We start from the raw sequence: 25,068 nt of genomic DNA, 5'->3' as shown, positions 1-25,068 counted from the left end.
TCCCCCCGTGACCCGGCCGCCGGCGACCCGTTCCGCACGGGTCACACCGCCGTTCCCACCGCCGCTCATACCGCCCCGCCCTTCGCGCCCGCACCCGGCAGCGCCCGGGTCCAGAACTCCGTACAGAAGCGGGACAGCGGCGTACGCGGGCGGCCGCCCGGGGGAGGCGTGCCGGACTCGGCGGCCCGCGGCAGGCCCGGCTCCGCGGGGAGTTCGCCGGCCAGCGGCAGTTCCAGCAGCTCGGCGACGTCCTCGGCGGCGAGACCGCCGCGCGCCGACCCGCGGACCACCACCCGCAGGTCGCCCAGGACCGTCCGCACCGAGTCCGCCACCCGGTGCGCCGCCGCCACCGCACGCAGCTCGGCCGGCACCACCAGCAGCCCCACGTCCAGCTGGGCCAGCGCCTCCGCCACCGGCTCGTCCACCCGCCGCGGCAGGTCGACCACGACCACCCCGCCCCGCCGGCGGGCCGCGGCCAGCACCGACCGCGCCGCCGCCGGCGCCACGGGCACCGCCGCCGTGCCCCCGCTCCGGTCCCAGCTCAGCAGCCGCAGGCCGTGCAGCCGCGGCAGCGACTCCTCCAGCGCGGCCCCGCCGATCCGCCCCCGCGACGAGGCGAGGGCGGGCCAGCGCAGGCCCTCCGCGTCCTCCCCGCCGAGCAGCACGTCGAGACCGCCGCCCAGCGGATCCGCGTCGACCAGCACCGTCCGCTGCCCGGCCCGCGCCGCCGTCACCGCGAGCGCGCAGGCCAGCGTCGACGCCCCGGCGCCGCCCCGGCCGCCGACCACGCCCACCGTGCGGGCCTGCGCGCCGGCTCCCTCCGCGGCGTCGGCGATCCGGTCCACCAGCGCCGTCTCCTCCGCCGGCAGCACGAGCACCTGCTCCGCCCCGACCGCGATCGCCCGCTGCCACATCCCCGGATCGCCCTGGTCCCGGCCGACCAGCAGCACCCCGCTCCGCCGGGCCGGCCCCGCCGCGGTCAGCCGCCCGGCGCTGTCGTCCCCGACCAGCACCAGCGGCGCCGCGGCCCAGTCCTGCCGCCCCGGCGCGTGCGACACCTCCGCCTGCGTCCCCGCAGCGGCGCACAGCCGCAACAGGTCGTCCAGCAGCTCCTCGTCCTCCGTGACGACCAACGGCCGGCCGCCGCCGCCATCGACACCGGCACCGGCACCGCCGCCTCCGGCACCGCCGACGCCCGCGCCGTCGGCTCCGGCTCCGGCCCGGCTCCCGCCACCCTGCACCCGGCCCCTCACGCCGCCTCCCCCGTGTCCGCCGCCGCGCCCTCCGGCACGCCGTCCGCCCCGGGCCCGCGCCACCGCCGTCCGCGGCGGCGCCGGACCCGCTTCCGACCCCCACGGTGCCCCGGCCGCCCGCCGCTCGTGGATCTTGGACAAGAACTGGGGACAACCCGCCAGTTGTGGACAACTCCGTCACCCGTTCGGAGGAGCGTGCGGATGGAGGGCAACGGTTACCGACGGTGATACGTCTACTTCCACGACAGCGATGAAGACGGCCCGAAGGGCGGCTCGAAGCAAGGAGCGACCGGGAAGAGCGGAAGAAGATCCGACGCGGCCGGAAAAAAGCGGGAATGCCGAAGTCCGGACATGCGACGACCCCCGCCGGGGGGGAGAGCGGGGGTCGTCCCCACGGCCGACTCGGGGGGGGAGGAGCCGGTCCGGGTTAGCACGGTCGCGAACGATCCGTGACTTCCATGGTGTACCCGAGAGCCTTCTCAGGCAAACCCACGCGCCACACCTTACGCCGAATGGTGGGCGCCTATGCTCGCACTCGTGGAAAACCACTCGTTGCCCAGGACGGCCGCCTTCTTCGATCTGGACAAGACGGTCATTGCGAAGTCGAGCACGCTGACCTTCAGCCGGTCGTTCTACCACGGCGGGCTGATCAACCGGAGAGCGGTGCTCCGGTCCGCCTACTCGCAGTTCATCTACCTTCTGGGCGGAGCCGACCACGAGCAGACGGAGCGCATGCGCGCCTACCTCTCCAACCTCTGCCGCGGCTGGAACGTGGCCCAGGTGAGCGACATCGTCGCCGAGACCCTCCACGACCTCATCGACCCGATCATCTACGACGAGGCCGCCTCCCTCATCGAGGACCACCACCTCGCCGGCCGCGACGTCGTCATCGTCAGCAGCTCGGGCGCCGAGGTCGTCGAGCCCATCGGCGAGCTGCTCAGCGCGGACCGCACGATCGCCACCCGCATGGTCGTCGAGGCCGGCCGCTACACCGGCGACATCGAGTACTACGCCTACGGCCCCGCCAAGGCGGAGGCGGTGCGCGCGCTGGCCGACGCCGAGGGGTACGACCTCGCCCGCTCGTACGCGTACAGCGACTCGATCACGGACGTACCCCTGCTGGAGACCGTCGGCCACCCGTGCGCCGTGAACCCCGACCGGGCGCTGCGCCGCGAGGCGGAGGGGCGCGGCTGGCCGGTGCTGTCGTTCGCCCGTCCGGTACGGCTGAAGCAGCGGCTGCCGCAGTTCACGCTGCCCTCCCGGCCGGTGCTCGCCGCGGCCGCCGCGGGGCTGGCGGCGGCGACCGCGGCCGGGGTGGTCTGGTACACGTACCGCCGCCGCGTCCAGACGGCCGCATGACGGTTCGTCGACCCTGACCTGCAAGCATTCCGTTTCACACCATTAAGAACGTTCGTCAGCTTTTGCAGGCGAAAGTAAATATCTGAGCGCCGGGCTTCCCTCTCACCGCACACAGGAGTACAAAGGGATTACGGCCCGCGAGAGCCAGGGCATCCGCGGAGGATCCCCCAGCAACGACGGCCCCACGGACCGCACATGGAAGTCGGGAACCCACGCGACGCCGATCCCTCGAATAGGGACCGCCGCACCAGGAACCGGCGAGGTCCGGGCCTGATGGGCAAAGAGAAGTGCACGCACTGGTACCCCGGCGGACATGAGATGGCGGCGGTGCCCCCGGGGTGCCGCCGCAACTCTGTGCTGAAGCCCCCGTCCGGACGCCGCTACGCCGCCCCCCGCTGAAGCGCCTCGCACACCGCCGTGCTCTCCCGCGCCCCCAGCCCGACGGCCCGCCCGCAGTGCGCGATCCACCCGCCGACGCCCTCCGGCGTCCCGGCCGCGTAGCCCGTGAGCGCCGCCTCGTACGCCTCCCGCCCCTGCTCCGCGTGCCCCACCTCGGCCGGGCAGACCCCCTTCGGGTCCAGCCCGCCGGAGACCAGCACGATCCGCTCGGCGGCCCGCGCGACCAGGCCGTTTCCGGTACGGAACGGGCGCAGCGCGAGCAGCTCGCCGTGCACCACCGCCGCCATGACCAGCGCCGGAGCGGAGGAGCCCGCGACCACCAGGGCCCCCAGCGCGTCCAGCCGCGCCGCCGTCTCGTCGGCGTCCGGCGGCGGCGGCAGCGCCACGCCCGGCTCCACGACGCTCTCGCCCGCCAGCCGGGGCCGCCCGACCGCGTCGCCGGCGCCGTCCTGCCCGGCGCCCCCCTCCGCCGCGCCGGCGCCCGAGCCCGCAGCCGAGCCCGCGCCCGCGTCCGCATCCGCGGCCCCGGCTCCCCCCGACGCCACCACGTGCAGCCGCGCCAGCACCCGCATCGGCGACTGCCGCCACGCGCTCAGCAGTTGCCCCGCCTCCGCGCTCACCCGCAGCGCCCCGCCCACCGTCCGCGGCTCCCCCGGCGCGGAGAAGTCGCTGCGCCGCCGTACCTCCTCCAGCGCCCAGTCCGCCCCCGACAGCGCCGCCGACGCCCGCGCCCCGCGCAGCGCCGCCTCCGCCGACACCTCCGTGCTGCGCCGCCGCATGACCCGGTGCCCGTAGACGCCGTCGACCGACCTCCGTACAGAGGACACCGCCTCCTCGACTCCCGGGAGGGTGGTCAGGGCCGCCAGCGGGTCCGTCGCGCTCGTCATGGCCACGAGCCTACGCAACCCGATGGAGTGGACTTTCCCAGCCCTTTCCCTGATCCCGGGCCGTGATCCCGCTACCGTACTTGAACATGAAGATCGCTTTCGTGGGAAAGGGCGGCAGCGGCAAGACCACCCTGTCGTCCCTCTTCGTCCGGCAGCTCGCCGGCACGGGCCGCCCCGTGCTCGCCGTCGACGCGGACATCAACCAGCACCTGGGCGCCGCCCTCGGGCTCGACGAGGAGGAGGCCGCCCGGCTGCCGGCGCTCGGGGCGCACCTGCCGCTCATCAAGGAACACCTCCGCGGCGCCAACCCGCGTATCGCGGACGCCGCCGCCATGATCAAGACGACGCCCCCCGGCACCGGCTCCCGCCTGCTCTCGGTCACCGGGGACAACCCGGTGTACGACGCGTGCGCGCGCCCCGTGCGGCTGGACAACGGCTCCGTACGCCTCATGGTCACCGGCCCGTTCACCGAGGCCGACCTCGGCGTCGCCTGCTACCACTCCAAGACCGGCGCGGTGGAGCTGTGCCTGAACCACCTGGTCGACGGGCGCGAGGAGTACGTCGTCGTCGACATGACGGCGGGCAGCGACTCCTTCGCCTCCGGGATGTTCACGCGCTTCGACATGACGTTCCTCGTCGCGGAGCCCACCCGCAAGGGCGTCTCCGTCTACCGGCAGTACAAGGAGTACGCGCGCGACTTCGACGTCGCGCTGCGCGTCGTCGGGAACAAGGTGCAGGGCCCGGAGGACCTGGAGTTCCTGCGCGCGGAGGTGGGGGCGGACCTGCTGGCCGCCTTCCCGCACTCCGACTGGGTGCGGGCGATGGAGAAGGGCCGTCCGCCGGCGTTCGCGGGGCTGGAGGAGCCGGCGGCGCGGGTGCTGCGGGAGATGTACGGGGCCGTGGACGCGTCGTACGAGCGGCGCGACTGGGCCCGCTACACGGCCCAGATGGTGCACTTCCACCGCAAGAACGCGGAGGGCTGGGGCAACGCCAGGGCCGGGGCCGATCTGACGGACCAGATCGACCCCGGCTTCGTTCTGGGCGAGACCCCGCCCGCGGCCGTGCCGAGCGCCGCCGCCGCGCCTCAGCCCGCCTGACCTCCCTTGGCGTCCGCCGTGCCGGCGTGGTCCTTCCGAGCGGACCCCGCCGGCTCCGCGGCGGCCCGCCGCGCGTTCCCCCGCTGCGCGGAAGTCGCCGAGGCCGACAGGAACTTCTCCCAGCCCTTCTTCGGCCGCTCGCCCACGTCCAGCGTGCGCAGCCGTGCCAGCGTCCCCGGGTCCTGGGCGTCCAGCCAGTCGACCAGCTGCCGGAACGAGACGCAGTGCACGTCCTCCTTGGGGCAGATGGTCTCGATGGTGTCCTCCACGGCACGCATGTACGCGCCGCCGTTCCAGCTCTCGAAGTGGTTTCCGATGATGAGGGGCGCGCGGTTGCCGCGGTACGCGCGCTCGAAACCCGCCAGTAGCCCCTCGCGCATCTGCCGTTCGAAGGCCGCGTGCTGCGCGGGTGGCGCATAGGCGGTGCCCGACTGGTTGGCCATGAAGTTGTAGTCCATGCTCACGACTTCAAAGGAGCGGCCGGGGAACGGGACCTCCTGGAGCGACAGATCCCAGATGCCCTCCTTCTTCTCCGGCCACACCTGACTGCTGACACCGCTGGTGTCATAGCGGAAACCCATCTCCGCGGCCGCCTTGAGGAGGTTCTTCTGCCCCTCCAGGCAGGGCGCCCGGCCGCCGACCAGCTCCCGTTCGTAGTCGAAGGGGAGCGGATCCGCCTTCTTCCGGCCGGTGTTCGTCTTCCACTCCTTCACGAACTGCTTGGCCTGGGCGATCTCGCTCTTCCAGTCCTCCTTCGACCAGCTCGCGACGCCCGTGCGGCCGCAGAAGTGGCCGTTGAAGTGGGTGCCGATCTCGCTGCCCTCCAGCCAGGCGCCGCCCACCTGCTCCAGGGTGGCGCTGATCTCCTCGTCGTCCAGGTAGCCGATGTCGGAGGCGCCGCGGGCGTGGCCGGGGGGCGCGTACTCCATGCGTTTGTCCCGGGGGAGGACGTAGACGCCGCTGAGGAAGTACGTCATGGACGCGTCGTTCTCCCGCGCCACCTTGCGAAAGTGGGAGAAGAGCCGCTGGCCGTCCTCGCCGGCGCCGTCCCAGGAGAAGACGACGAACTGCGGCGGCTCGGTGCCCGCCTTCATCCGGCTGACGGTGGGCTGGTTGGGCTGGGCGCCGGTGTAGGCGGTGGAGCCGTCGCCGATGAGCTTCATCGGCCGGCCGTTTCCGGGCGCCGCGTCGTCCGCCGAATCGTCCGGCCCCGTGCCGGGGGAACAGCCCGCGACCGCCACTCCCCCCAGTGCGAGGACACCGCAGATTCCCATGGTCGCCCGCCATGTTCCGAACAAATCTCCCACCTCTTCCCGGCGCCGCCAGGGACGCGCTGACTCGAATGGCCGAATGCGCGCGTGATTTCTCGCCGGCGCGCTCAGAAAGAGGGATAACCAGAAATTCAGATTATCTTCCGGCCTTCACTCGATGGATGGGAGAAGTGGTCCGGCCGGCGGAAAGGGCTTCGCCCAGTCTTTACGTGGCATTACGATTCATTTACCCGCTCTTGAGTGTCACCGTACCGTCACTGAGAGTGACGTCAGCCGTGTGCCCGTGCTGCACGACGCCCCCTCCGCACCGAGGAGACGCCACATGCCCGCAGGACGCCCGACACCGCCCCCCGGAAGCGCTTCCGCCGAGCAGGCGAAGGCCCCGGATCCCGATACGGACCACGATCCGGAACGCGGTACGGACCACGAACCGGCGCCCACGGAACCCGCCGAAGACCCGCGCCCCGCCGCTCCCCGCAACCCCCTCGTCGCCGACCTCTCCGCCTCCGTCACCGTCTTCCTGATCGCCCTGCCGCTCTCCCTCGGCATCGCGCTCGCGACCGGCGCCCCGTTGCAGGCCGGGCTGCTGTCCGCGGCCGTGGGCGGCATCGTCGTCGGGCTGATCAGTGGGGCGCCGCTCCAGGTCAGCGGGCCCGCCGCCGGGCTGACCGTGGTCACCGCCGACCTCATCCAGCAGTACGGCTGGCGCACCACCTGCGCCATCACCGCCCTCGCCGGCCTCGCGCAGCTCGCGCTCGGCTCGCTCCGGGTGGCCCGGTCCGCGCTGGCGGTCAGCCCGGCCATCGTGCACGGCATGCTCGCCGGCATCGGCGCGACGATCGCGCTGGCCCAGCTGCACATCGTCCTCGGCGGCAGCCCGCAGAGCTCACCCGTCGCCAACGCCCTGGACCTGCCCGCCCGGTTCGCCGACCTGGACCCGGGGGCGGTGTCGGTGAGCGCCGTCGTCATCGTCGTGCTCCTCGGCTGGCCGTGGCTGCGCGGGCGGCGCGCGGGGCCGCTGCGGTACGTACCGGGCGCGCTGGCCGCCGTCGTGCTCGCGACCTGCTTCGCCGCCCTCTCCGACCTGCGTCTGCCGCGCGTCGACCTGCCGTCGTGGAGCAGCCACGCGCTCCCGTCGACGCCCGACGGGCCCGTGCTGGGGCTGGCGTCCGCGGTGCTGACGGTGGCGCTGGTGGCGAGCGTGCAGTCGCTGCTGTCCGCGGTGGCGATCGACAAGCTGGCGGCGGCGAGGGAAGGCGGCATGCCGGTGCCGCGCGCCGACCTCGACAAGGAGCTGCGCGCGCAGGGCGCCGGCAACGTCGTCTCGGGGCTGCTCGGCGGGCTGCCGGTGGCCGGGGTCGCGGTGCGCAGCTCGGCGAACGTCGCGGCGGGGGCGGTCGGCCGCGGGTCGGCCGTGCTGCACGGGGTGTGGGTGGTGCTGGCCGCGCTGCTGCTGGTGGGGATGCTGGAGCTGATCCCGCTGGCGGCGCTGGGGGCGCTGGTGATGGTGGTCGGCATCCAGATGGTGAAGATCAGCCACGTGCGGTCGGTGCGGCGGCACCGGGAGATCATCGTGTACGCGGCGACCCTGGCCGGCGTCGTGGTGCTGGGCGTGCTGGAGGGGGTCGCCGTGGGCATCGCGGTGGCGGTGGCGGTGTCGCTGCACCGGCTGTCCCGTACGCGGGTGACGCTGGAGCGGCGCGGGCCGGAGGCGGGCGCGGGCACCGGGGCGAGCGGGGGCGTACGGGCGGACACGTACCGCGTGCGGGTGCGCGGGCAGCTCACCTTCCTGGCCGTGCCGCGGCTGAGCCGGGTGCTCGCGCAGGTGCCGCAGGGCGCGACGGCGGAGGTGGAGCTGACCGGCTCGTTCATGGACCACGCCGCGTACGAGACGCTCCAGGAGTGGCGCCGCGCGCACATCGCGCACGGCGGCGCCGCGGAGCTGACCGCGGCCACGGGCCGACGCATCGCCGAGCCGGGCACGGCGCACCACTGCCACCCCTGGACGCCGTGGCGCAACCACTGCTGCGTCACCTCGCCGGAGCGGCCCGCCCCGGCGCACCGGCTGCTCAGCGGCATCAGCAACTTCCAGCGCAACACCGCGCCGCGGCTGCGCGAGGAGCTGGCGCGGCTGGCGCGCGAGGGGCAGCAGCCCACGCAGCTGTTCCTCACCTGCTCCGACTCGCGCGTGGTCCCCAGCATGATCACGTCGAGCGGGCCGGGCGATCTGTTCACGGTACGGAACGTGGGCAACCTGGTGCCGCTGCCGGACGAGGGCGGCGGGAGCGGCGGCGGGACCGGCGCCCGCCCCGGCGCCGCGGGGGCCGCCCCGCCCGACGACTCCGTCGCGGCGGCGATCGAGTTCGCGGTCGAGGTGCTGCGGGTGGAGTCGATCACCGTCTGCGGGCACTCCGGCTGCGGCGGGATGCAGGCGCTGCTCGACGAGGAGGCCGCGCACGCGGCCGCCGGATCCGCCCCCGGCGACGTAGCGCCCACGCCGCTGAGCCGCTGGCTGCGCCACGCGCTGCCGAGCCTGGCGCGCGCCCGCGCCGGCGGCCCCCGCATCACCTCCCGGCCGTACGCGGACGACGCCGAGCGGGTGAGCCTGGCCAATGTCGCGCAGCAGCTCGACCAGCTGCGCCGGCACCCGGGCGTGCGCCGCCGGCTGGCCGACGGCTCGCTGAGCCTGCACGGCATGTACTTCCACGTCGGCGAGGCGCAGACCTATGTGCTGGGCGCCCGGGGCGACTTCACCGCGGTACGCCCCGAGCCCGCCGGGCGGCAGCAGCAGACCGCCCCGGCGTGATGCCCGCCGGCACACCGGGCCCGCACTTACCCACAGGTCTAAACCATTTTGTCCCCAGGCCCTTGTCACGCCCTCCCCGCGACTGATGAGCTAGGCCAGGGACTGAGGCGGACATCCTGGGAAAGGGAGATGTCGTGAGCAACGAAAGCCTGGCCAACCTGCTCAAGGAGGAACGCCGGTTCGAGCCGCCAGCCGAGCTGGCCGCACACGCGAACGTTACGGCGGAGGCGTACGAGCAGGCCCGTGCGGACCGGCTGGGCTTCTGGGCGGAGCAGGCCCGGAGGCTCAGCTGGGCCACCGAGCCCACCAAGACGCTCGACTGGTCGAACCCGCCCTTCGCGAAGTGGTTCGAGGACGGCTCGCTCAACGTCGCGTACAACTGCGTGGACCGGCACGTCGAGGCCGGCCTCGGCGACCGCGTCGCGATCCACTTCGAGGGCGAGCCGGGCGACTCCCGCTCGATCACCTACGCCGAGCTCCAGCGGGACGTCGCCAAGGCGGCGAACGCGCTGGTGGAGCTGGGCGTGCAGACGGGCGACCGGGTCGCCATCTACATGCCGATGATCCCCGAGACCGTCGTCGCCATGCTGGCGTGCGCCCGGATCGGCGCGCCCCACTCGGTCGTCTTCGGCGGCTTCTCCGCCGACGCGCTCGCCACCCGGATCGCGGACGCGGACGCGCGCGTGGTCATCACCGCCGACGGCGGGTACCGGCGCGGCAAGCCGTCCGCCCTGAAGCCCGCGGTCGACGAGGCCGTGCAGCGCACCGACCAGGTGCGCAACGTCCTGGTGGTGCGCCGTACGGGCCAGGAGGTCGCCTGGACCGAGGGCCGCGACGTGTGGTGGCACGACGTCGTCGACCGGCAGGAGGAGACCCACACCCCCGAGGCGTTCCCCGCCGAGCACCCGCTCTTCATCCTCTACACCTCGGGCACGACGGGCAGGCCCAAGGGCATCCTGCACACCACCGGCGGCTATCTCACCCAGGTGTCGTACACGCACCACGCCGTCTTCGACCTCAAGCCCGAGACCGACGTGTTCTGGTGCACGGCCGACGTCGGCTGGGTCACCGGCCACTCGTACATCGTGTACGGCCCGCTCTCCAACGGCGCCACCCAGGTGCTCTACGAGGGCACGCCCGACACCCCGCACCAGGGCCGCTGGTGGGAGGTCGTCCAGAAGTACAAGGTCTCGATCTTCTACACCGCGCCCACCGCGATCCGCGCCTGCATGAAGTGGGGCGACGCCATCCCGGCGAAGTTCGACCTGAGCAGCCTGCGGCTGCTCGGCTCGGTCGGCGAGCCGATCAACCCCGAGGCCTGGATCTGGTACCGGGAGCACATCGGCGGCGGCCGCACCCCGGTGGTGGACACCTGGTGGCAGACCGAGACGGGCGGCATCATGATCAGCCCGCTGCCCGGGGTGACGAGCACCAAGCCCGGCTCCGCGCAGGTGCCGCTGCCCGGCATCCAGGCGACCGTGGTCGACGACGAGGCGCGCGAGGTGCCGGACGGCTCCGGCGGATACCTGGTGCTCACCGAGCCGTGGCCGTCGATGCTGCGCACCATCTGGGGCGACGACCAGCGCTACAAGGACACGTACTGGTCCCGCTTCGAGGGCCGGTACTTCGCGGGCGACGGCGCGAAGAAGGACGACGACGGCGACATCTGGCTGCTGGGCCGGGTCGACGACGTGATGCTCGTCTCCGGGCACAACATCTCGACCACCGAGGTGGAGTCCGCCCTCGTCGCGCACCCCAAGGTCGCCGAGGCCGCGGTCGTCGGCGCCACCGACCCCCAGACCACGCAGGCCATCGTCGCCTTCGTGATCCTGCGCGGGGGCGCGGAGGAGGCGGACGGGCTGGTGGAGGAGCTGCGGGCGCATGTGGCGAAGGCCCTCGGCCCGATCGCCAAGCCCAAGCGGATCCTGCCGGTCGCGGAGCTGCCCAAGACCCGCTCCGGCAAGATCATGCGGCGGCTGCTGCGGGACGTCGCCGAGAACCGCGAGATGGGCGACGTCACGACGCTGACGGACACCACGGTCATGGACCTCATCCAGGCCAAGCTGCCGAACGCGGCGTCGGAGGACTGAGAAGGGCGCAGCGGCAGCGGCGGCCCGGACACCACGGGCCGCGACAGGGCGGCGGCAGGGCGGCGGCAGGCATGCCGCGCCTGCCGCCGCCCTGCCATGCGGTGCGCGCCGCCGCTGCCGTCCGGCCCTGCCCGTACGCGCCTTATGCCCCTTTGGTCCCTCATCTGAGCACCGGTTGATCAATCGGCGTAGCCCTGTAGGGTGGCGGAGACACGTAAATAAAGCGATAAGACCCTGAGGCGCGCCGGGAAGTCTGGTCGGCACACTGCACTCGTGTATCCGCCGTCCACCGCCCGGGAGGCTTCTTCGTGACCGCGCCCCAGCGCCCCCAGCAGTCCCAGTTCCTGCGCCGGCCGTCCCTCAAAGAGAGCAAGTTCCTCACCGAGGCCCTGCGCACGGAGACCGTCGGCGGACTCATCCTGCTGGCCGCGGCCGTCATCGCCCTCATCTTCGCGAACAGCGCCCTCAGCGGCACCTACGAGGACATCAGGAACTTCACCTTCGGCCCCTCCTCGCTCGACCTCCACCTCGACCTCACCCACTGGGCCCAGGACGGGCTGCTGACGGTCTTCTTCTTCGTCGTCGGCGTCGAGCTCAAGCGCGAGCTCGTCGACGGCGAGCTGCGCGACCCGCGGGCCGCCGCGCTGCCGATCATCGCCGCGGTCTGCGGCATGGCCGCCCCCGCCGCCGTCTACGTCGCCGTCAACGCCGCCGGCGGCGGCGACCTCGGCGGCTGGGCCATCCCCACCGCCACCGACATCGCCTTCGCCCTCGCCGTGCTCGCGGTCATCGGCAGCCACCTGCCCGCCGCGCTGCGCGCCTTCCTGCTGACGCTGGCCGTCGTGGACGACCTCTTCGCGATCCTGATCATCGCGGTCTTCTTCACCGCCAGCATCAACCTCGTCGCCCTCGGCTTCGCCATCGCCGGCCTCGCCCTCTTCTGGCTCCTCCAGCGGCTGAACATCCGCGGCTGGTACGTGTACGTCCCGCTGGCCCTGGTCATCTGGGCACTCATGCACGCCAGCGGCGTACACGCCACCATCGCGGGCGTCGCCATGGGCCTGATGCTGCGCGTCACCACCCGGCCGGGCGAAGAGGTCTCGCCCGGCGAGCGCATCGAGCACCAGATCCGCCCGCTCTCCGCCGGGCTCGCCGTGCCCGTCTTCGCGTTCTTCGCGGCGGGCGTGTCCGTGAACGCCGACTCGATGGCCGGCGTGTTCACCGACCCCGAGCCGCTCGGGGTCGTGCTCGGCCTCGTCATCGGCAAGACCGTCGGCATCACCCTCGGCTCCCGGCTCGCCGTCCGCTTCACCCGGGCGGAGCTGAACCCGGCGCTGTCCTGGCCCGACGTGTTCTCCGTCGCGACGCTGGCCGGCATAGGGTTCACCGTCTCCCTGCTCATCAGCGAACTGGCCTTCACCGACGACGCCGGCCTCGCCGAGGAGACCAAGGCGGCGGTGCTGACGGGCTCGCTCATCGCCGCCGTGCTCGCGTGCGTCATGCTCAAGATCCGCGATAATCGCTACCGGGTGCTCGCGGCGGAGGACGAGCGCGACGAAGACCGCGACGGCATACCGGACATGTATCAGCAGGAGGATCCGGAGTACCACCTCCGGATGGCCGTCATCTACGAGGAAAAGGCCGCCGAGCACCGCAGGCGTGCCGAAATGCGGCACCCGCCCGGCGATCCGGAGGACGGTCGGGCATGATGTGACGTCAGGCGTCGAAGGGACGGACGATGAGCGCAGCCGGCAACGGTGCGGCAGGTAACCGGACGGCCGCGGACGCGAGCACGACGACGAAGGCCGGCGCGGCGGGAGTCACCATGGCGAAGGGCACCGTCATCGTGGACGCGGGCGACACCGGCGGCGCCGACGCCCACCTCGACACGCAGCAGAGCCTCGGACAGCTCGTCTCGACCGCCACCTCCGACCTGAGCGCGCTCGTCCACGACGAGATCGCCCTGCTCAAGGCCGAGACCCGGGAGGACATCAAGCGGGCCGGCGCCGGCGGCGCGGCGCTCGGCATCGCCGCGGTGCTGGTCCTCTTCGGCATCCCGGTGCTCAGCTTCGCCGCCGCCTACGGGCTGCACGCGCTGGGCCTCGCCCTCGGCTGGTCGTTCCTCATCGTCTTCGGCGTCCACCTGCTCCTCGGCGGGGTCGTCGCCGTCTGGGGCATCGCCAAGATGCGCAAGATGAGCAAGCCCGAGCGCGCGATGAACTCCGCCAAGGAGACCGCCACCGTCATCTCCGACTCCCTGCGCGGCCGAGGTCATCCGGTGGACCGACGCAAGCCGGCCGCGGACGTGGCACGCTCGGAGTCATGACGGCACCGTCGCCAGTCGACCCGGCGGTCCATATCGAGGGCCCCTGGGCCCACAGGGACGTCGCGGCGAACGGCGCCCGCTTCCACATCGCGGAGATGGGCGAAGGGCCGCTGGTCCTGCTGCTGCACGGGTTCCCGCAGTTCTGGTGGACCTGGCGGCACCAGCTGCCCGCCCTCGCCGAGGCCGGGTACCGCGCGGTGGCCATGGACCTCCGCGGCGTCGGCGGCAGCGACCGTACGCCCCGGGGCTACGACCCGGCGAACCTCGCCCTCGACGTCACCGGCGTGATCCGCTCCCTCGGCGAGCCGGACGCCGCCCTCGTCGGCCACGACCTCGGCGGCTACCTCGCCTGGACGGCGGCCGTGATGCGGCCCAAGCTGGTGCGCCGGCTGACCGTCTCGGCGATGCCGCACCCGCGCCGCTGGCGCGCCGCGATGCTCACCGACCCGCGGCAGAGCGCCGCGGGCTCCTTCGTCTGGAGCGCCCAGCGCCCCTGGCTGCCCGAGCGGCAACTGGTCGCCGACGGCGCCGCCTTGACGGGCCGGCTCATCCGCTCCTGGTCGGGGCCGCGGCAGCCGGACGACAAGACGCTGGAGGTCTACCGGCGGGCGATGGCCGTACCGTCGACGGCGCACTGCTCGGTGGAGCCGTACCGCTGGCTCGTACGGTCGCTGGGGCGGCCGGACGGCGTGCAGTTCTACCGCCGGATGAGGCTGCCGGTGCGGGTGCCGGTGCTGCATCTGCACGGGTCCCTCGATCCGGTGATGCGGGCGCGGAGCATGGCGGGGTCGGTCGCGTACGTGGAAGCGCCGTACCGGTGGCGGCTTTTCGACGGTCTGGGGCACTTCCCGCACGAAGAGGACCCGGTCGCGTTCACCGCCGAACTCGTCAACTGGCTACGGGATCCCGAGCCCGACCGCTGAACCGCACCCCGCCCCGGCGCGCCCTCAGGTGAAACTGCACATGTCAATTGCGTCCCGCATAGGCCGATTGGCACGCGAAAGGGCGATTACCGGCCGCCCGGTGAGGGGAGGATCCGGGGTATGGGTTGGACGCATGACTACAACGACGTAGGCACCCACCGCGCCCCCGCCCCGGACGCCAGACCGCTCCCGGGCGCCGCGGCGCATCGTGAAGTGGACCTCCGTCTGGGGATCCCGCACATTCTCCGCCGCCGGGCCCGCTGGATGAGCGCCCGGTTGCGCCGCGTGCACTGAGCGCCCCCGGGGGCCGCCGTCCCGCCGCCTCACATGGCACAGCTGTCGCTGTCCACCTGCCGCGACGCCGTGCGACCGCGTTCGATGTCGTCCCGGACCTCGTCGACGGTCAGCGCGTAGCCGGTGTCCGGGTCGTCCATGGACCGGGCGAAGATGACGCCCACGACGGCGCCCTCCGGGGTGAGCAGCGGGCCGCCGGAGTTGCCCTGGCGGACGAGGGTGTAGAGCGAGTAGACGTCGCGGTTGACCGTGCCGCGGCGGTAGATGTCCGGGCCGTTGGCCGTTATGCGGTCGCGTACGCGCGCCGCCCGGACATCGAAGCCGCCGTTCTCCGGGAAGCCGGCGACGATGGCGTCGTCGCCGCGCCCGGCGTCGTCCTGGTCGAACGGCAGGGCGGGGGCATCCAGGCCGGGGACCTCCAGCACGGCGATGTCCCGCTCCCAGTCGTAGAGCACGACCTCGCCGTCGTAGAGCGGGCCCTCGCCGCCGATCTGCACGGTGGGCTCGTCGACGCCGCCGACGACGTGCGCGTTGGTCATCACGCGCTCCGGCGCGAAGACGAAGCCGGTGCCCTCCAGCACCTTGCCGCAGGACTCGGCGGTGCCGACGACCTTGACGATGCTCTTCTGGGCCCGCGCCACCACCGGGCTGCCCGTCAGCGCGGGGTCGGGCGCCGGGACGTTCGTGATCTGCTCGCCCTGGAACGGCGCGAAGACCTGCGGGAAGCGGTTCTCCGAGAGCACCGAGCTGAACTCGCCGAACCAGGTGTCGGCGCTCTTCGGCATCACCTCGGCCACGCCGCCCAGCACCTTCGACGCGCGCACCTCGCGGGCGACGGTCGGCAGCGTCGTCGACGCCAGCGCCGTGCCGAGCAGCCAGGCGACGAGCAGCAGCGCCACCACGTTGACCAGCGCGCCGCCGGTGGCATCGAGGGAGCGGGCGGGGGACCAGGTGATGTACTGCCGCAGCTGGTTGCCGAGGTGGGTGGTGAGGCCCTGGCCCACGGACGCCGCTATGAGCACCAGGACAATGGCGCCGAACGCGGCCGTCGGGCCGAGGGCGGCGCCGTCGGTCAGCAAATCCCAGATGACCGGCAGCAGATAGATGGCCAGCAGCCCGCCGCCGACGAAGCCGCAGACGGACAGCACGCCGACCACGAAGCCCTGGCGGTAGCCGACCACGGCGAACCACACGGCCGCCGCCACCAGCAGGATGTCCAGCACGTTCACCCGGTCACCGTCTCATGCGTGCCAGTCGAGCGGCACCCGGCGTTCGCGATCCCACGGGCGCTCCCACCCGGCCAGGTGCAGGATGCGGTCGATCACGCCGGCGGTGAAACCCCAGACCAACGCGGACCCGACGAGGAACGCGGGGCCCAGGTGGCCGCGCGGATGCACGGCCATGGCCCGGTTCGCCGGGTCGGTGAGATCCGCCACGGTGACGCTGAACACCCGCGCCGTCTCGGCCGGGTCGACGACGCCGACGGGGCTGGGCTCGCGCCACCAGCCCAGCACGGGCGAGACGACGAAGCCGCTGACCGGGATGTAGAGCCGGGGGAGCACGGAGAACACCTGCACGCCCGCGGGGTCGAGCCCGGTCTCCTCCTGCGCCTCGCGCAGCGCGGCGCGCACGGGCCCGTCGCCCTCGGGGTCGCCGTCCCCGGGGTCCAGGGCGCCGCCGGGGAAGGAGGGCTGGCCGGCGTGCGAGCGCAACGAGCTGGCGCGCTCGGTGAGCAGCAGCTCGGGGCCGTGGTCACCGTCGGAGAAGAGGACGAGGACGGCGGCGGGCCGGCCGCCATCGCCGTCGGCCGGGAGGAAGCGGCTCAGCTGCTCGGGCCGTACGGTACGGGCCGCGTCGGCGACGGGCGTCAGCCAGCCGGGCAGCCCGGCGTCGCTGACGGCCGTGGGGGTGCGGGCGGCTTCCGGGTCGGTACGGGCCGGAGCCGCCGGCGTACGCGCCGGGTCCGCGGACGTACGGGCCGGCCCCGCCGGCGTACCGGCCGAACCCGGCGGCGTACGGGCGGAGTCCGCGCCCCCGGCGTCACTCCGCGCGCCCCCGTCCGCTTCACCGCGCGCCCCACCCGTCCCCGTACCCGCGGGCGCCCCCGGGCCGCCGCGCATCTCGCGTGCGCGCGTCATGCGGCTCCCAGCGGGGGCGCGGGCTTGCCGGGGTAGTCCGGCGGCGGCTTGAGGCGCTGCCCCGGCATGCCGCCCTTCTCGTACTTCAGCAGCTTCTCCGCCTTCGCCGGATCCGTCTCCCCCTCGCCGTACGCCGGGCAGAGCGGGGCGATGGGGCAGGCGCCGCAGGCGGGCTTGCGGGCGTGGCAGATGCGCCGGCCGTGGAAGATCACGTAGTGCGAGAGCATCGTCCAGTCCTTCTTCGGGAAGAGGGACCCGACCTCCTGCTCGATCTTGTCGGGGTCGGTCTGCTCGGTCCACTTCCAGCGCCGCACCAGCCGGCCGAAGTGCGTGTCGACCGTGATGCCGGGGACCCCGAAGGCGTTGCCGAGGACGACGAACGCCGTCTTCCGGCCCACGCCCGGCAGCGTGACCAGGTCTTTCAGGTTCCCGGGGACCTCGCCGCCGAAGTCGTCCCGGAGGGCCTGCGACAGGCCCATGATCGACTTGGTCTTGGCGCGGAAGAAGCCGGTCGGCCGGATCAGCTCCTCGACCTCCTCCGGGTTGGCCGCGGCCAGGTCCTCGGGCGTCGGGTACGCCGCGAAGAGGGCCGGCGTCGTCTGGTTCACCCGGAGGTCGGTGGTCTGGGCGGACAGCACCGTGGCGATGAGGAGCTGGTACGGGTTCTCGAAGTCCAGCTCCGGGTGCGCGTACGGATACACCTCGGCCAGCTCGCGGTAGATCCGCCGCGCCTGCCGCACCAGCCCCGTCCGCGTCGGAGCCGGTTTCGCCCTGCGCACCACCGCGCGGCCCCCGGCCGCGGGCGCTGCCTCGCCACTCTTCGCCATAGGGGCCAGCCTACGGGCCGCCACCGACACCCAGGAGGGAAACCGCCCGGGCCCCCTCCCGAGGGGATGAAACGAAGATTGAGGGGCCGTCGTCGTGAGTAGGGTACGCATGACCGCCGCGAGCAGGGTGATGGAGGGGGATCCATCGATGGTGCCTGACGACGCCGTGATCGGCCGTCTCGGCGTTCTCGTCACCGCCACCCGTGGCTCCGCCGGCCCGGGCGAGGTCCTGGTGCGCGTCAGGGGCGGTTCCGAGACCTTTCTCGCCTGGTCCGCCGAGCCGCTGCCCGAGAGGGCGGAGGTGCTGGTCACCGAGGACTGCGGAGGCCGTCAGGTCACCGTGATCGCGTGGACCGACCCGCTGGACGAGCTGACCGACGTCGGTCCCGTCGATTGAGGAGGTAGGCATGTTCGGCTATCGCGTTCCGGCCCCCGACCGGGCCATGCTGGTGTCGGGCGGCAGGCGCCGGCGGGACGGCGCACCGTTCCGCGTCATCGTCGGACACGGCAAGTTCGTATTACCGATCTTCCGCAAGACCCGCTTCCTGTCGCTCGCGATGCACGAGGCGGAGGTCGCCGAACACTGCGTGACCAGGCAGGGCATCCCGCTGACGGTGCGGGCGGTGATCGCCTTCAAGGTCGGCAACGACATCGAGAGCATCGTCAACGCCGGACAGCGCTTCCTCTCCGAGCAGAAGGAGATGTCGGTGCTGACCGGGCGGATCTTCGCCGGCCACCTCCGCGCGATCATCGGTTCGATGACCGTCGAGGAGATCGTCACCGAGCGGCAGAAGCTCGCTTCCGAGGTGGTGGAGACCTCCAAGAGCGAGATGGGCCGGATCGGCCTGATCGTCGACTCCTTCCAGATCCAGTCGATCGACGACGGCGACACCGGCTACATCCGGGCGATGTCCGCGCCGCACCAGGCGGCCATCCAGCGCGAGGCGAAGATCGCCGAGGCGCAGGCGGCGCAGAAGGCGTCCGAGGCGGAGCAGGAGTCCGCGCGGCGGCAGGCCGAGTACGCCCGGGAGACCTCCATCCTGCGGGCGCAGTACCAGGCCGAGGTCAGCCGGGTCGAGGCGGAGGCGGCGCAGTCCGGACCGCTCGCGCAGGCGCACGCCCAGCAGGACGTGCTCGCCGCGCAGACCGAGCTGGCCGAGCGCGCGGCCCGGCTGCGGCAGCAGGAGTTGCAGGCCGAGGTGGTCAAGCCCGCGGAGGCGGAGGCCGAACGGGTCCGGGTGCTGGCCCTGGCCGAGGCGGAGAGGATGAAGATCCAGGCCGAGGCGGCGTCCTCGCACGAACGGGTGGCGCTGGACCAGCAGTTGATCGACCAGCTGCCGAAGATCGTCGAGAAGGCCGCGGCCGGGCTGAAGGGCGCGAACATCAACGTGCTCAACGGGGCCGACGGCCTCGGCCAGCTCACCGCGGGGCTGGTCGGCCAGGGGCTGACCATCCTGGACTCGGTCCGGAACACGATGCCCCAGCCCCGGGCCGCGGTCGACGAACAGGCGGGTCGCTAGACGCGCCGCCCGCCGGGTGCCGGCCCCGGCCCGCCCGCCCGGCCTCCCCGGCCGCCGTCTCGTACGGCCGGGGAGGCCGGGCGGGCGGATTGACCTGAACCCTTGTTCAACTTTTACGTTTGGCCAGGTAGCCAATCTGAACAGGAGCGTGGTCGCGGTGCGTGCGATCGAAATACGGGAGTTCGGCGGGCCCGAGGTACTCACGCCGGCGGACGTGCCCGAGCCGGTGGCCGGGCCCGGGCAGGTCGTGGTGAAGCTGGCGGTGGCCGACGTCATCTTCCTGGACACCCTGCTGCGCAGCGGCTGGGGCGGCGAGTACTTCCCGGTGCGGCCCCCGTACGTGCCCGGCGGCGGCGGTGCCGGGACGGTGCTGGCCGTCGGGGAGGGCGTCGACGAGGCGTGGGTCGGGCGGCGCGTCGTCGCGCAGGGGTCCGGGGGGTACGCGGAGCAGATCGTCGCCGACGAGTCGAAGATCGCCGCGATCCCCGACGGGCTCGGCTTCGCCGAGGCGGCGGCCGTGCTGCACGACGGCACCACCGCGGTGCTCCTCACCCGCGCCGCGGAGCCGCACAAGGGCGAGACAGTGCTGGTCGCGGCGGCGGCCGGCGGGGCGGGCTCGCTCGTGCTGCAACTGGCGCGGGGCGCCGGGGCGCGCGTCGTCGCGGCGGCGCGCGGGGAGCGCAAGCTCGCCCTCGCCCGCGAACTGGGCGCGGAGCACGCCGTCGACTACTCCGAGGACGGCTGGCAGCAGCGGGTCCGCGAGGCCGCCGGCGGCGACGGCGTCCACCTGGCCTTCGACGGCGCCGGGGGCGAGCTGGGCCAGGCGGTGTTCGGGACGGTGGCGCGGGGCGGCCGGTTCGTGACGTACGGAACGTCCGACGGCAGCCTCGCCGACATCGACCAGCGCACGGCGGAGGAGCGGGGCGTACGGGCGACGAACCTCCTGGCGGGCGGGCCGCCCGCGCCGTCCGTGGCGCACGCCGCGCTCGTCGAGGCCCTCGACCTCGCCGCCGCGGGCCGCATCCGGCCGGTGATCGGCGCGACCTACCCGCTGGCGCGCGCCGAGGACGCGCACGCCTCGCTCGCACGGCGCGCGACGGTGGGCAAGTCGCTGCTCGTCGTCTGAGCGCGGGAACACGCGGGCGCGCGGGCGCGTGAACCGGGCGCGGGCGGGGCTCACATGTGGATCGTGGGCGCCCCGCCCGACAGTTCCTTGGGCGCCCCCCGCCGGTACAGGAGCACGGTCACCACGGCGCCGACGGCGAAGATGCCCGCCGACCACCAGAACGCGGTGTGGTAGCTCTCCAGCGCCGCCTGCGCCCGCACGGCCGGGTCCCTGGGGTCGCGCCCGGACAGGTAGTCGGTGGCGGCGCTGGCCGACAGGGTGTTGAGCAGGGCGATGCCGATGGAGCCGCCGACCTGCTGCATGGCGTTGACGGTCGCGGAGGCCACGCCCGCGTCGTGCACCGAGACGCCGAGCGTGCCCAGGCTCATGGCCGCCGCCACGACCAGCCCGAGCCCGAAGCCGGCCACCACGGTCATCGGCAGGATGTGGCCCGCGTACGAGCTGCTCAGGTCCAGCGTCGTCATCCACACCAGGCCGGCGGTCGCGATCGCCATGCCCACCGGCACCACCAGCCGCGGCCCGATGCGCGGCACGGCGACGTTGGTCGCGAGCGTCGCGGCGATCACCAGGCCGCCGACCATCGGCAGAAAGGCGAGGCCGGACTCGATCGGGGTGTAGTCCAGGCCGGTCTGCAGGTAGTACGTGAGGAACAGGAAGACGCCGAACATGCCGCCGGAGGCGATCAGCATGCCGAGGAAGGACGCGCCCCGGTTGCGGTCGGCGACGATGCGCATCGGCAGCAGCGGGTGCGGGCTGCGGGTCTGCCACCAGGCGAACGCGGCGAGCAGCACGCCGCCGACGATCAGCAGCCCCCAGGTGGCGGGCGCGCCCCAGTCCTGGTGCTCGGCGTTGGAGAAGCCGTAGACGACGGCGAACAGGCCGGCGGTGACCAGGGCCGTGCCGGGCACGTCGAGCGTGACGCTGCGGTCGCGCGCGGTACGGGCCAGCAGCGCGACGGCGCCGGCGAAGGCGACGGCGGCGAAGACCAGGTTCACGTACAGCGTCCAGCGCCAGTCCAGGTACTCGGTGAGCACGCCGCCCAGCAGCAGCCCGATGGCGCCGCCCGCGCCGGACACGGCGCCGTAGACGCTGAACGCCTTCGCCCGCTCGCCCGGGTCGGTGAACGTCGTCGTCAGCAGCGACAGCGCGGAGGGGGCGAGGAGCGCGCCGAACGCGCCCTGGAGGGCGCGGGCGACGATGAGCATGTCGAAGTTCACGGCGGCGCCGGCCACGGCGGAGGCCGCGGCGAAGCCGACGAGGCCGGCGAGGAAGGTGACCTTGCGGCCGAAGAGGTCGGCGATGCGGCCGCCGAGGAGCAGGAGGCTGCCGAACGCCAGCGAGTACGCCGTGACCACCCACTGCCGGTCGCCGTCGGAGAAGCCGAGGTCGGCCTGGGCGGACGGCAGGGCGATGTTCACGATGGTCACGTCGAGGACGACCATCAGCTGGGCGAGGCCGAGGACGCCGAGGATCAGCCAGCGGTGGCGGTGGGCGCGCTCGGCGTGGGAGGTGTCGTCGGGGCCTGTCGGGCCGGGGCCGCTCGCGGCCTCGGCGCGGGTACGGGACATGGCGGGCTCCGTGTGGGGTCGGGCGGCCGGGTGGCGGGTGCCGTACGGGCAGGGCTCAGGAGTGGCGCAGCGCCGGCAGCACCACCAGGTCGACGAACCGGACGAGGTAGGTGGCGTCGGCGTACGCCCCGTCGATCAGCGGGCGGGTGACGACCGCGCCGAAGAGCATCTGGGGCAGGAACTCGGCGGCGCCCGGGCGCCGTTCCAGCTCGCCGCGCTCCACCGCCCGGTCGAGCAGCGCGGACAGGTGCGTGAACTCGTACTCCGCGAGCGAGGTGTGCAGGGTGGCGGCGAGGTCGGTGTCGGTGAGCGCGGCGTGATGTATCGCCGCGATCAGCGCGGTGTCCTTCTCCGCGGTGGCGGACAGCTCCTCGACGAGGGTGAGCAGGTCACCGCGGAGCGAGCCGGTGTCGACCGCCTCGGGGTCCACGGGCCGGTTCGCGATCATCGCGGCGGCGACCATCTCCGCCTTGCTGTGCCACTGCCGGTACAGGGTTGCCTTGCTGCACCGCGCGCGCGTCGCGACGAGGTCCATCGACAGCGCCTCGTACCCCGCCTCGCGCAGCACGCCCAGCACGGCTTCGAGCAGCTCACGCTCGCGCTCGGGGGTCATCCGGGGGCGGCGGATCCGGGCGTCGGAGGTCTGGCCGGGGAGCTGGTCGACGTTCCTGCCGGGCATGGCTTGTCCTTGTCGTCGCCGGCCCCTGCCGTCCGGGCCGTTATCGTACGGAACGGTTTCGTACTTTCACGCTAGATCGCGGGCGGGAGAAACGCAACCGTTCCACCCGGCGAGTTTCGCGAACGCCCCTCCACCCTGCCAATCCCCCTTTTATGCCTACTCTTTCGAGCGATTGCCGCACTCCGCGCAGCTGCCTAGCGTCGGGGTATGACGATCTCCCCGCCGGCTCAAGCGGAGACCGGGTGCCGCGCATGACCGGAGCAACGACCGGAGCAACGACCGAGGCAGCGACCGACGTGTTCCGCGCCCTCCTGGCCACCGGCCCCACCGGCCTCGGCACCGCCGCCGCCCGCCCGCTGCCGGGGTACGCGCCGGAGGCCGCACCGCCGGGGGCCGGGCCCGGCGCCGGCTCCCCCGCCGCGCCGCCCCCGGGGGACGGCCCCGCGCCCGCGGACCCGCCCGACGGGGGCACCGAGCGCGGCGGTGTCCGCATCCCGCCGCTGCACTGCCCCGGCGCCCTCCGCGACGACCCCGCGCTCGGCGAGGAGGTCAACGAGCGCCTGGTCGAGTGGGCCGAGGAGATCGGCATCTTCACCGGCCGCATCGAGCGGCTGCGCTCCCACCAGTTCGGCCGCCTCTTCATGCTCGCCCACCCCGACTGCGACGACCCCGACCGGCTGCTGGCCGCCGCCAAGTGCGGCCTGTCGGAGTGGTCCGTCGACGATCACTGGGTGGACGAGGGGGACGACCCGGACCCCGCCCTGCTCGGCCCGCGGCTGGCGCTGGCGCACGCCGTCGTCGACCCCGTGCGCCTGCCCGCGCGCTACCTGCCGCGGTTCGAGGAGACGGTCCAGCGCGAGCCGGTGCTGCGCGCCTTCCGCTCCGCCCTCGCCCACCTCTCGCGGTACGCGAGCCCCACCCAGGTCGCCCGCCTGCGGCACGAGTTGGCGGTCATGTTCGTCGCGTACGGCCAGGAGGCCGAGTGGCGCGCCTCGGAGCGCACCCCCGCGGTGTGGGAGTACCTGCTGCACCGCTACGAGAACGCGTTCTTCCCCTGCATGGTCCTCACGGACCCGGTCGGCGGGTACGAGCTGCCGCCCGACGAGTTCGCCGACGCCCGGGTCCGCCGCACGTACCTCTACGCCGGCACCGCGAGCGTGCTCCTCAACGACCTGTACTCGATGGGGAAGGAAGACCCCACCGACACCAACCTGCCCAACCTGATCGTCGCCGAGGAAGGCTGCACCCTCCAGGAGGCGGTGGACCGGACGGCCCTGATCCACGACGAGCTGATGCACACCTACGAGACGGAGGCCGCGGCCCTGACGGCGGCCGGCTCGCCACAGCTCGGCCGCTTCCTGGCCGGGGTGTGGGCCTGGATGGGCGGGTGCGGGGAGTGGCACGCCACCAGCGCGCGCTATCAGCCTCGCTGACGCGCGCGCGTCCGCCCCCCTCCCGGCCCTCTCCCGGCCCCGGCCCGCCCCACCCGTCCGTCGACCCGCCCGTCGATCCGTCAGCCGACCCGTCCCGCGCGCCTCCGACCACGGCGCGCGCCCGACCCCACCTCAGCAGCCGCAACACGCTTCGGCACGCCCTCAGAAGGAGAACGCCCATGGCGGCACCCGCCGACACGAACGTCCTCACCAGCCCCTACCAGCACTCCGTCGCCGACTACTGGAACCGGGAGAAGGACCCGGTCAACCTGCGGCTCGGGGACGTCAGCGGGACGTACCACCACCACTACGGCATCGGCGAGGTCGACCGGTCCGTGCTGGAGGGCCCGGAGGAGACCCGGGAGGCGCGGATCATCGCGGAGATGCACCGCCTGGAGACCGCGCAGGCCACGCTCCTGCTGGACCACCTCGGCGAGCCCGACGCCGCCGCCCGGCTGCTGGACGCCGGCTCGGGCCGCGGCGGCACGAGCTTCATGGCGCACGAGCGGTTCGGCTGCCGCGTCGACGGCATCTCCATCTCGCAGTCCCAGGTCTCCTTCGCCAACGACCAGGTGCAGCGCCGCGCGCTGGGCGGCGCCGTGCGGTTCCACCTCAAGAACATGCTCGACACGGGCTTCGAGAAGGGCGCGTTCCGCGGCATCTGGAACAACGAGAGCACCATGTACGTGGAGCTGGCGCAGCTCTTCGAGGAGCACTCCCGGCTGCTCACGCGCGGCGGCCGGTACGTGACCATCACCGGCTGCTACAACGACGCGTACGGGCTGCCGTCCCGCGCCGTCAGCCAGATCAACGCGCACTACATCTGCAACGTCCACCCGCGGTCGACGTACTTCAAGGAGCTGGCGGCGCACCGGCTCGTGCCCGCGGAGGTCATCGACCTGACGGAGGCGACGATCCCGTACTGGGAGTTGCGGGCGCAGTCGTCGGTGGCCACGGGAATCGAGGAGGCGTTCCTCACGGCCTACCGCAGCGGCAGCTTCCAGTACCTGCTGATCGCCGCGGACCGGGTCTGACCGGGCCCGGTCGGGTCCGGCCCGGGAAGGGCCCCGTG

The 25,068-nt window shown here is 73.3% G+C and carries 20 protein-coding genes; 12 read left to right on the top strand and 8 right to left on the bottom strand.

Annotation, left to right across the window (positions count from 1 at the left end; genetic code table 11):
* Nucleotides 1–65: 65 nt before the first annotated feature.
* On the bottom strand, nucleotides 66–1,133 hold the full coding sequence (ssd, locus tag ACHZ99_RS18010) for a septum site-determining protein Ssd (protein ID WP_420305620.1): 1,068 nt from the start codon (nucleotides 1,131–1,133) through the stop codon (nucleotides 66–68).
* A 645-nt stretch (nucleotides 1,134–1,778) separates the two neighbouring features.
* Between ssd and ACHZ99_RS18005 the strand changes: the two genes are divergently transcribed.
* Nucleotides 1,779–2,612 carry an HAD family hydrolase gene (locus ACHZ99_RS18005; RefSeq protein WP_420305619.1) on the top strand — a complete coding sequence of 278 codons (834 nt, stop codon included), beginning with the start codon at nucleotides 1,779–1,781 and terminating at the stop codon, nucleotides 2,610–2,612.
* A gap of 380 nt (nucleotides 2,613–2,992) precedes the next feature.
* On the opposite strand, the gene ACHZ99_RS18000 is transcribed toward ACHZ99_RS18005, so the two are convergent.
* Entirely contained in the window at nucleotides 2,993–3,898 is a 906-nt protein-coding gene (locus tag ACHZ99_RS18000; protein ID WP_420305618.1) for an oxidoreductase, read from the bottom strand.
* Nucleotides 3,899–3,984: 86 nt separating this feature from the next.
* Here ACHZ99_RS18000 and ACHZ99_RS17995 point away from each other — a divergent pair, with 86 nt between their 5' ends.
* A complete protein-coding gene (locus ACHZ99_RS17995) occupies nucleotides 3,985–4,995 on the top strand; it encodes an ATP-binding protein (RefSeq protein WP_420305617.1) in 1,011 nt (336 codons plus the stop codon).
* Here ACHZ99_RS17995 and ACHZ99_RS17990 read toward each other — a convergent pair.
* Nucleotides 4,983–6,158 carry a hypothetical protein gene (locus ACHZ99_RS17990; RefSeq protein ID WP_420305616.1) on the bottom strand — a complete coding sequence of 392 codons (1,176 nt, stop codon included), beginning with the start codon at nucleotides 6,156–6,158 and terminating at the stop codon, nucleotides 4,983–4,985. The two genes, ACHZ99_RS17995 and ACHZ99_RS17990, sit on opposite strands and share 13 nt — an antisense overlap.
* Before the next feature lie 430 nt (nucleotides 6,159–6,588).
* Between ACHZ99_RS17990 and ACHZ99_RS17985 the strand changes: the two genes are divergently transcribed.
* The 5 genes from ACHZ99_RS17985 (at nucleotide 6,589) to ACHZ99_RS17965 (ending at nucleotide 14,411) form a co-directional block, all read left to right on the top strand.
* Nucleotides 6,589–9,072, top strand: a complete 2,484-nt coding sequence (locus tag ACHZ99_RS17985) for a SulP family inorganic anion transporter (protein ID WP_420305615.1) — start codon at nucleotides 6,589–6,591, stop codon at nucleotides 9,070–9,072.
* A 134-nt stretch (nucleotides 9,073–9,206) separates the two neighbouring features.
* Nucleotides 9,207–11,162: an acetate--CoA ligase gene (gene acs / locus ACHZ99_RS17980; RefSeq protein ID WP_420305614.1), complete on the top strand. Its 1,956-nt coding sequence runs from the start codon at nucleotides 9,207–9,209 to the stop codon at nucleotides 11,160–11,162.
* A 308-nt stretch (nucleotides 11,163–11,470) separates the two neighbouring features.
* Nucleotides 11,471–12,871 carry a Na+/H+ antiporter NhaA gene (nhaA, locus tag ACHZ99_RS17975; protein ID WP_420305613.1) on the top strand — a complete coding sequence of 467 codons (1,401 nt, stop codon included), beginning with the start codon at nucleotides 11,471–11,473 and terminating at the stop codon, nucleotides 12,869–12,871.
* Nucleotides 12,872–12,987: 116 nt separating this feature from the next.
* Nucleotides 12,988–13,488 (top strand): phage holin family protein, encoded by a 501-nt coding sequence (locus ACHZ99_RS17970; RefSeq protein WP_420305684.1) that lies wholly within the window; start codon nucleotides 12,988–12,990, stop codon nucleotides 13,486–13,488.
* Nucleotides 13,485–14,411 (top strand): alpha/beta fold hydrolase, encoded by a 927-nt coding sequence (locus tag ACHZ99_RS17965; RefSeq protein WP_420305612.1) that lies wholly within the window; start codon nucleotides 13,485–13,487, stop codon nucleotides 14,409–14,411. Before ACHZ99_RS17970 ends, ACHZ99_RS17965 begins: the two co-directional genes overlap by 4 nt.
* Before the next feature lie 323 nt (nucleotides 14,412–14,734).
* Here ACHZ99_RS17965 and ACHZ99_RS17960 read toward each other — a convergent pair whose 3' ends face one another.
* The 3 genes from ACHZ99_RS17960 to nth form a co-directional block, all read right to left on the bottom strand.
* Nucleotides 14,735–15,934, bottom strand: coding sequence for a MarP family serine protease (locus ACHZ99_RS17960; protein WP_420305611.1), 1,200 nt, complete (start codon nucleotides 15,932–15,934; stop codon nucleotides 14,735–14,737).
* A 12-nt stretch (nucleotides 15,935–15,946) separates the two neighbouring features.
* Nucleotides 15,947–16,588: an NUDIX hydrolase gene (locus tag ACHZ99_RS17955; protein ID WP_420305683.1), complete on the bottom strand. Its 642-nt coding sequence runs from the start codon at nucleotides 16,586–16,588 to the stop codon at nucleotides 15,947–15,949.
* A 251-nt stretch (nucleotides 16,589–16,839) separates the two neighbouring features.
* Nucleotides 16,840–17,670 (bottom strand): endonuclease III, encoded by an 831-nt coding sequence (nth, locus tag ACHZ99_RS17950; RefSeq protein ID WP_420305610.1) that lies wholly within the window; start codon nucleotides 17,668–17,670, stop codon nucleotides 16,840–16,842.
* A gap of 148 nt (nucleotides 17,671–17,818) precedes the next feature.
* Between nth and ACHZ99_RS17945 the strand changes: the two genes are divergently transcribed.
* From ACHZ99_RS17945 to ACHZ99_RS17935, 3 genes are all read left to right on the top strand, one after another.
* Nucleotides 17,819–18,067 (top strand): hypothetical protein, encoded by a 249-nt coding sequence (locus ACHZ99_RS17945; protein WP_420305609.1) that lies wholly within the window; start codon nucleotides 17,819–17,821, stop codon nucleotides 18,065–18,067.
* Nucleotides 18,068–18,077: 10 nt separating this feature from the next.
* The gene (locus ACHZ99_RS17940; RefSeq protein WP_420305608.1) at nucleotides 18,078–19,190 is read left to right on the top strand and encodes a flotillin family protein; all 1,113 of its coding nucleotides are present in this window, start codon (nucleotides 18,078–18,080) and stop codon (nucleotides 19,188–19,190) included.
* Between the two features lie 157 nt (nucleotides 19,191–19,347).
* Nucleotides 19,348–20,316 (top strand): zinc-binding dehydrogenase, encoded by a 969-nt coding sequence (locus tag ACHZ99_RS17935; RefSeq protein ID WP_420305607.1) that lies wholly within the window; start codon nucleotides 19,348–19,350, stop codon nucleotides 20,314–20,316.
* Between the two features lie 50 nt (nucleotides 20,317–20,366).
* Here the strand turns inward: ACHZ99_RS17935 and ACHZ99_RS17930 are convergent, their stop codons facing one another.
* Complete coding sequence (locus ACHZ99_RS17930) at nucleotides 20,367–21,884, bottom strand: MFS transporter (protein ID WP_420305606.1); 1,518 nt, start codon at nucleotides 21,882–21,884, stop codon at nucleotides 20,367–20,369.
* 55 nt (nucleotides 21,885–21,939) lie between these two features.
* The gene (locus ACHZ99_RS17925) at nucleotides 21,940–22,563 is read right to left on the bottom strand and encodes a TetR/AcrR family transcriptional regulator (protein ID WP_420305605.1); all 624 of its coding nucleotides are present in this window, start codon (nucleotides 22,561–22,563) and stop codon (nucleotides 21,940–21,942) included.
* A 251-nt stretch (nucleotides 22,564–22,814) separates the two neighbouring features.
* Between ACHZ99_RS17925 and ACHZ99_RS17920 the strand changes: the two genes are divergently transcribed.
* Both ACHZ99_RS17920 and ACHZ99_RS17915 read left to right on the top strand, forming a co-directional pair.
* Entirely contained in the window at nucleotides 22,815–23,996 is a 1,182-nt protein-coding gene (locus ACHZ99_RS17920; protein ID WP_420305604.1) for a family 2 encapsulin nanocompartment cargo protein terpene cyclase, read from the top strand.
* 179 nt (nucleotides 23,997–24,175) lie between these two features.
* On the top strand, nucleotides 24,176–25,030 hold the full coding sequence (locus ACHZ99_RS17915; RefSeq protein ID WP_420305603.1) for a geranyl diphosphate 2-C-methyltransferase: 855 nt from the start codon (nucleotides 24,176–24,178) through the stop codon (nucleotides 25,028–25,030).
* The last annotated feature ends 38 nt before the right edge of the window (nucleotides 25,031–25,068 follow it).

It is taken from the genome of Streptomyces sp. MAR4 CNX-425 (assembly GCF_048656465.1).
GTDB lineage: Bacteria > Actinomycetota > Actinomycetes > Streptomycetales > Streptomycetaceae > Streptomyces.
This window is presented reverse-complemented; position numbering and strand designations above follow the sequence as displayed.

Excerpts from the sequence above, each read along its gene's own strand:
- ACHZ99_RS17985 (WP_420305615.1), top strand. The coding sequence starts at position 6,589 with ATGCCCGCAGGACGCCCGACACCGCCCCCCGGAAGCGCTTCCGCCGAG.
- ACHZ99_RS17970 (WP_420305684.1), top strand. The coding sequence starts at position 12,988 with ATGGCGAAGGGCACCGTCATCGTGGACGCGGGCGACACCGGCGGCGCC.
- ACHZ99_RS17925 (WP_420305605.1), bottom strand. The coding sequence starts at position 22,563 with ATGCCCGGCAGGAACGTCGACCAGCTCCCCGGCCAGACCTCCGACGCC.
- ACHZ99_RS17995 (WP_420305617.1), top strand. The coding sequence starts at position 3,985 with ATGAAGATCGCTTTCGTGGGAAAGGGCGGCAGCGGCAAGACCACCCTG.
- ACHZ99_RS17920 (WP_420305604.1), top strand. The coding sequence starts at position 22,815 with ATGACCGGAGCAACGACCGGAGCAACGACCGAGGCAGCGACCGACGTG.
- nth (WP_420305610.1), bottom strand. The coding sequence starts at position 17,670 with ATGGCGAAGAGTGGCGAGGCAGCGCCCGCGGCCGGGGGCCGCGCGGTG.
- ACHZ99_RS18000 (WP_420305618.1), bottom strand. The coding sequence starts at position 3,898 with ATGACGAGCGCGACGGACCCGCTGGCGGCCCTGACCACCCTCCCGGGA.
- ACHZ99_RS17990 (WP_420305616.1), bottom strand. The coding sequence starts at position 6,158 with ATGAAGCTCATCGGCGACGGCTCCACCGCCTACACCGGCGCCCAGCCC.
- ACHZ99_RS17930 (WP_420305606.1), bottom strand. The coding sequence starts at position 21,884 with ATGTCCCGTACCCGCGCCGAGGCCGCGAGCGGCCCCGGCCCGACAGGC.
- ACHZ99_RS17915 (WP_420305603.1), top strand. The coding sequence starts at position 24,176 with ATGGCGGCACCCGCCGACACGAACGTCCTCACCAGCCCCTACCAGCAC.
- ACHZ99_RS17945 (WP_420305609.1), top strand. The coding sequence starts at position 17,819 with ATGGTGCCTGACGACGCCGTGATCGGCCGTCTCGGCGTTCTCGTCACC.
- ACHZ99_RS18005 (WP_420305619.1), top strand. The coding sequence starts at position 1,779 with ATGCTCGCACTCGTGGAAAACCACTCGTTGCCCAGGACGGCCGCCTTC.
- ACHZ99_RS17940 (WP_420305608.1), top strand. The coding sequence starts at position 18,078 with ATGTTCGGCTATCGCGTTCCGGCCCCCGACCGGGCCATGCTGGTGTCG.
- ACHZ99_RS17965 (WP_420305612.1), top strand. The coding sequence starts at position 13,485 with ATGACGGCACCGTCGCCAGTCGACCCGGCGGTCCATATCGAGGGCCCC.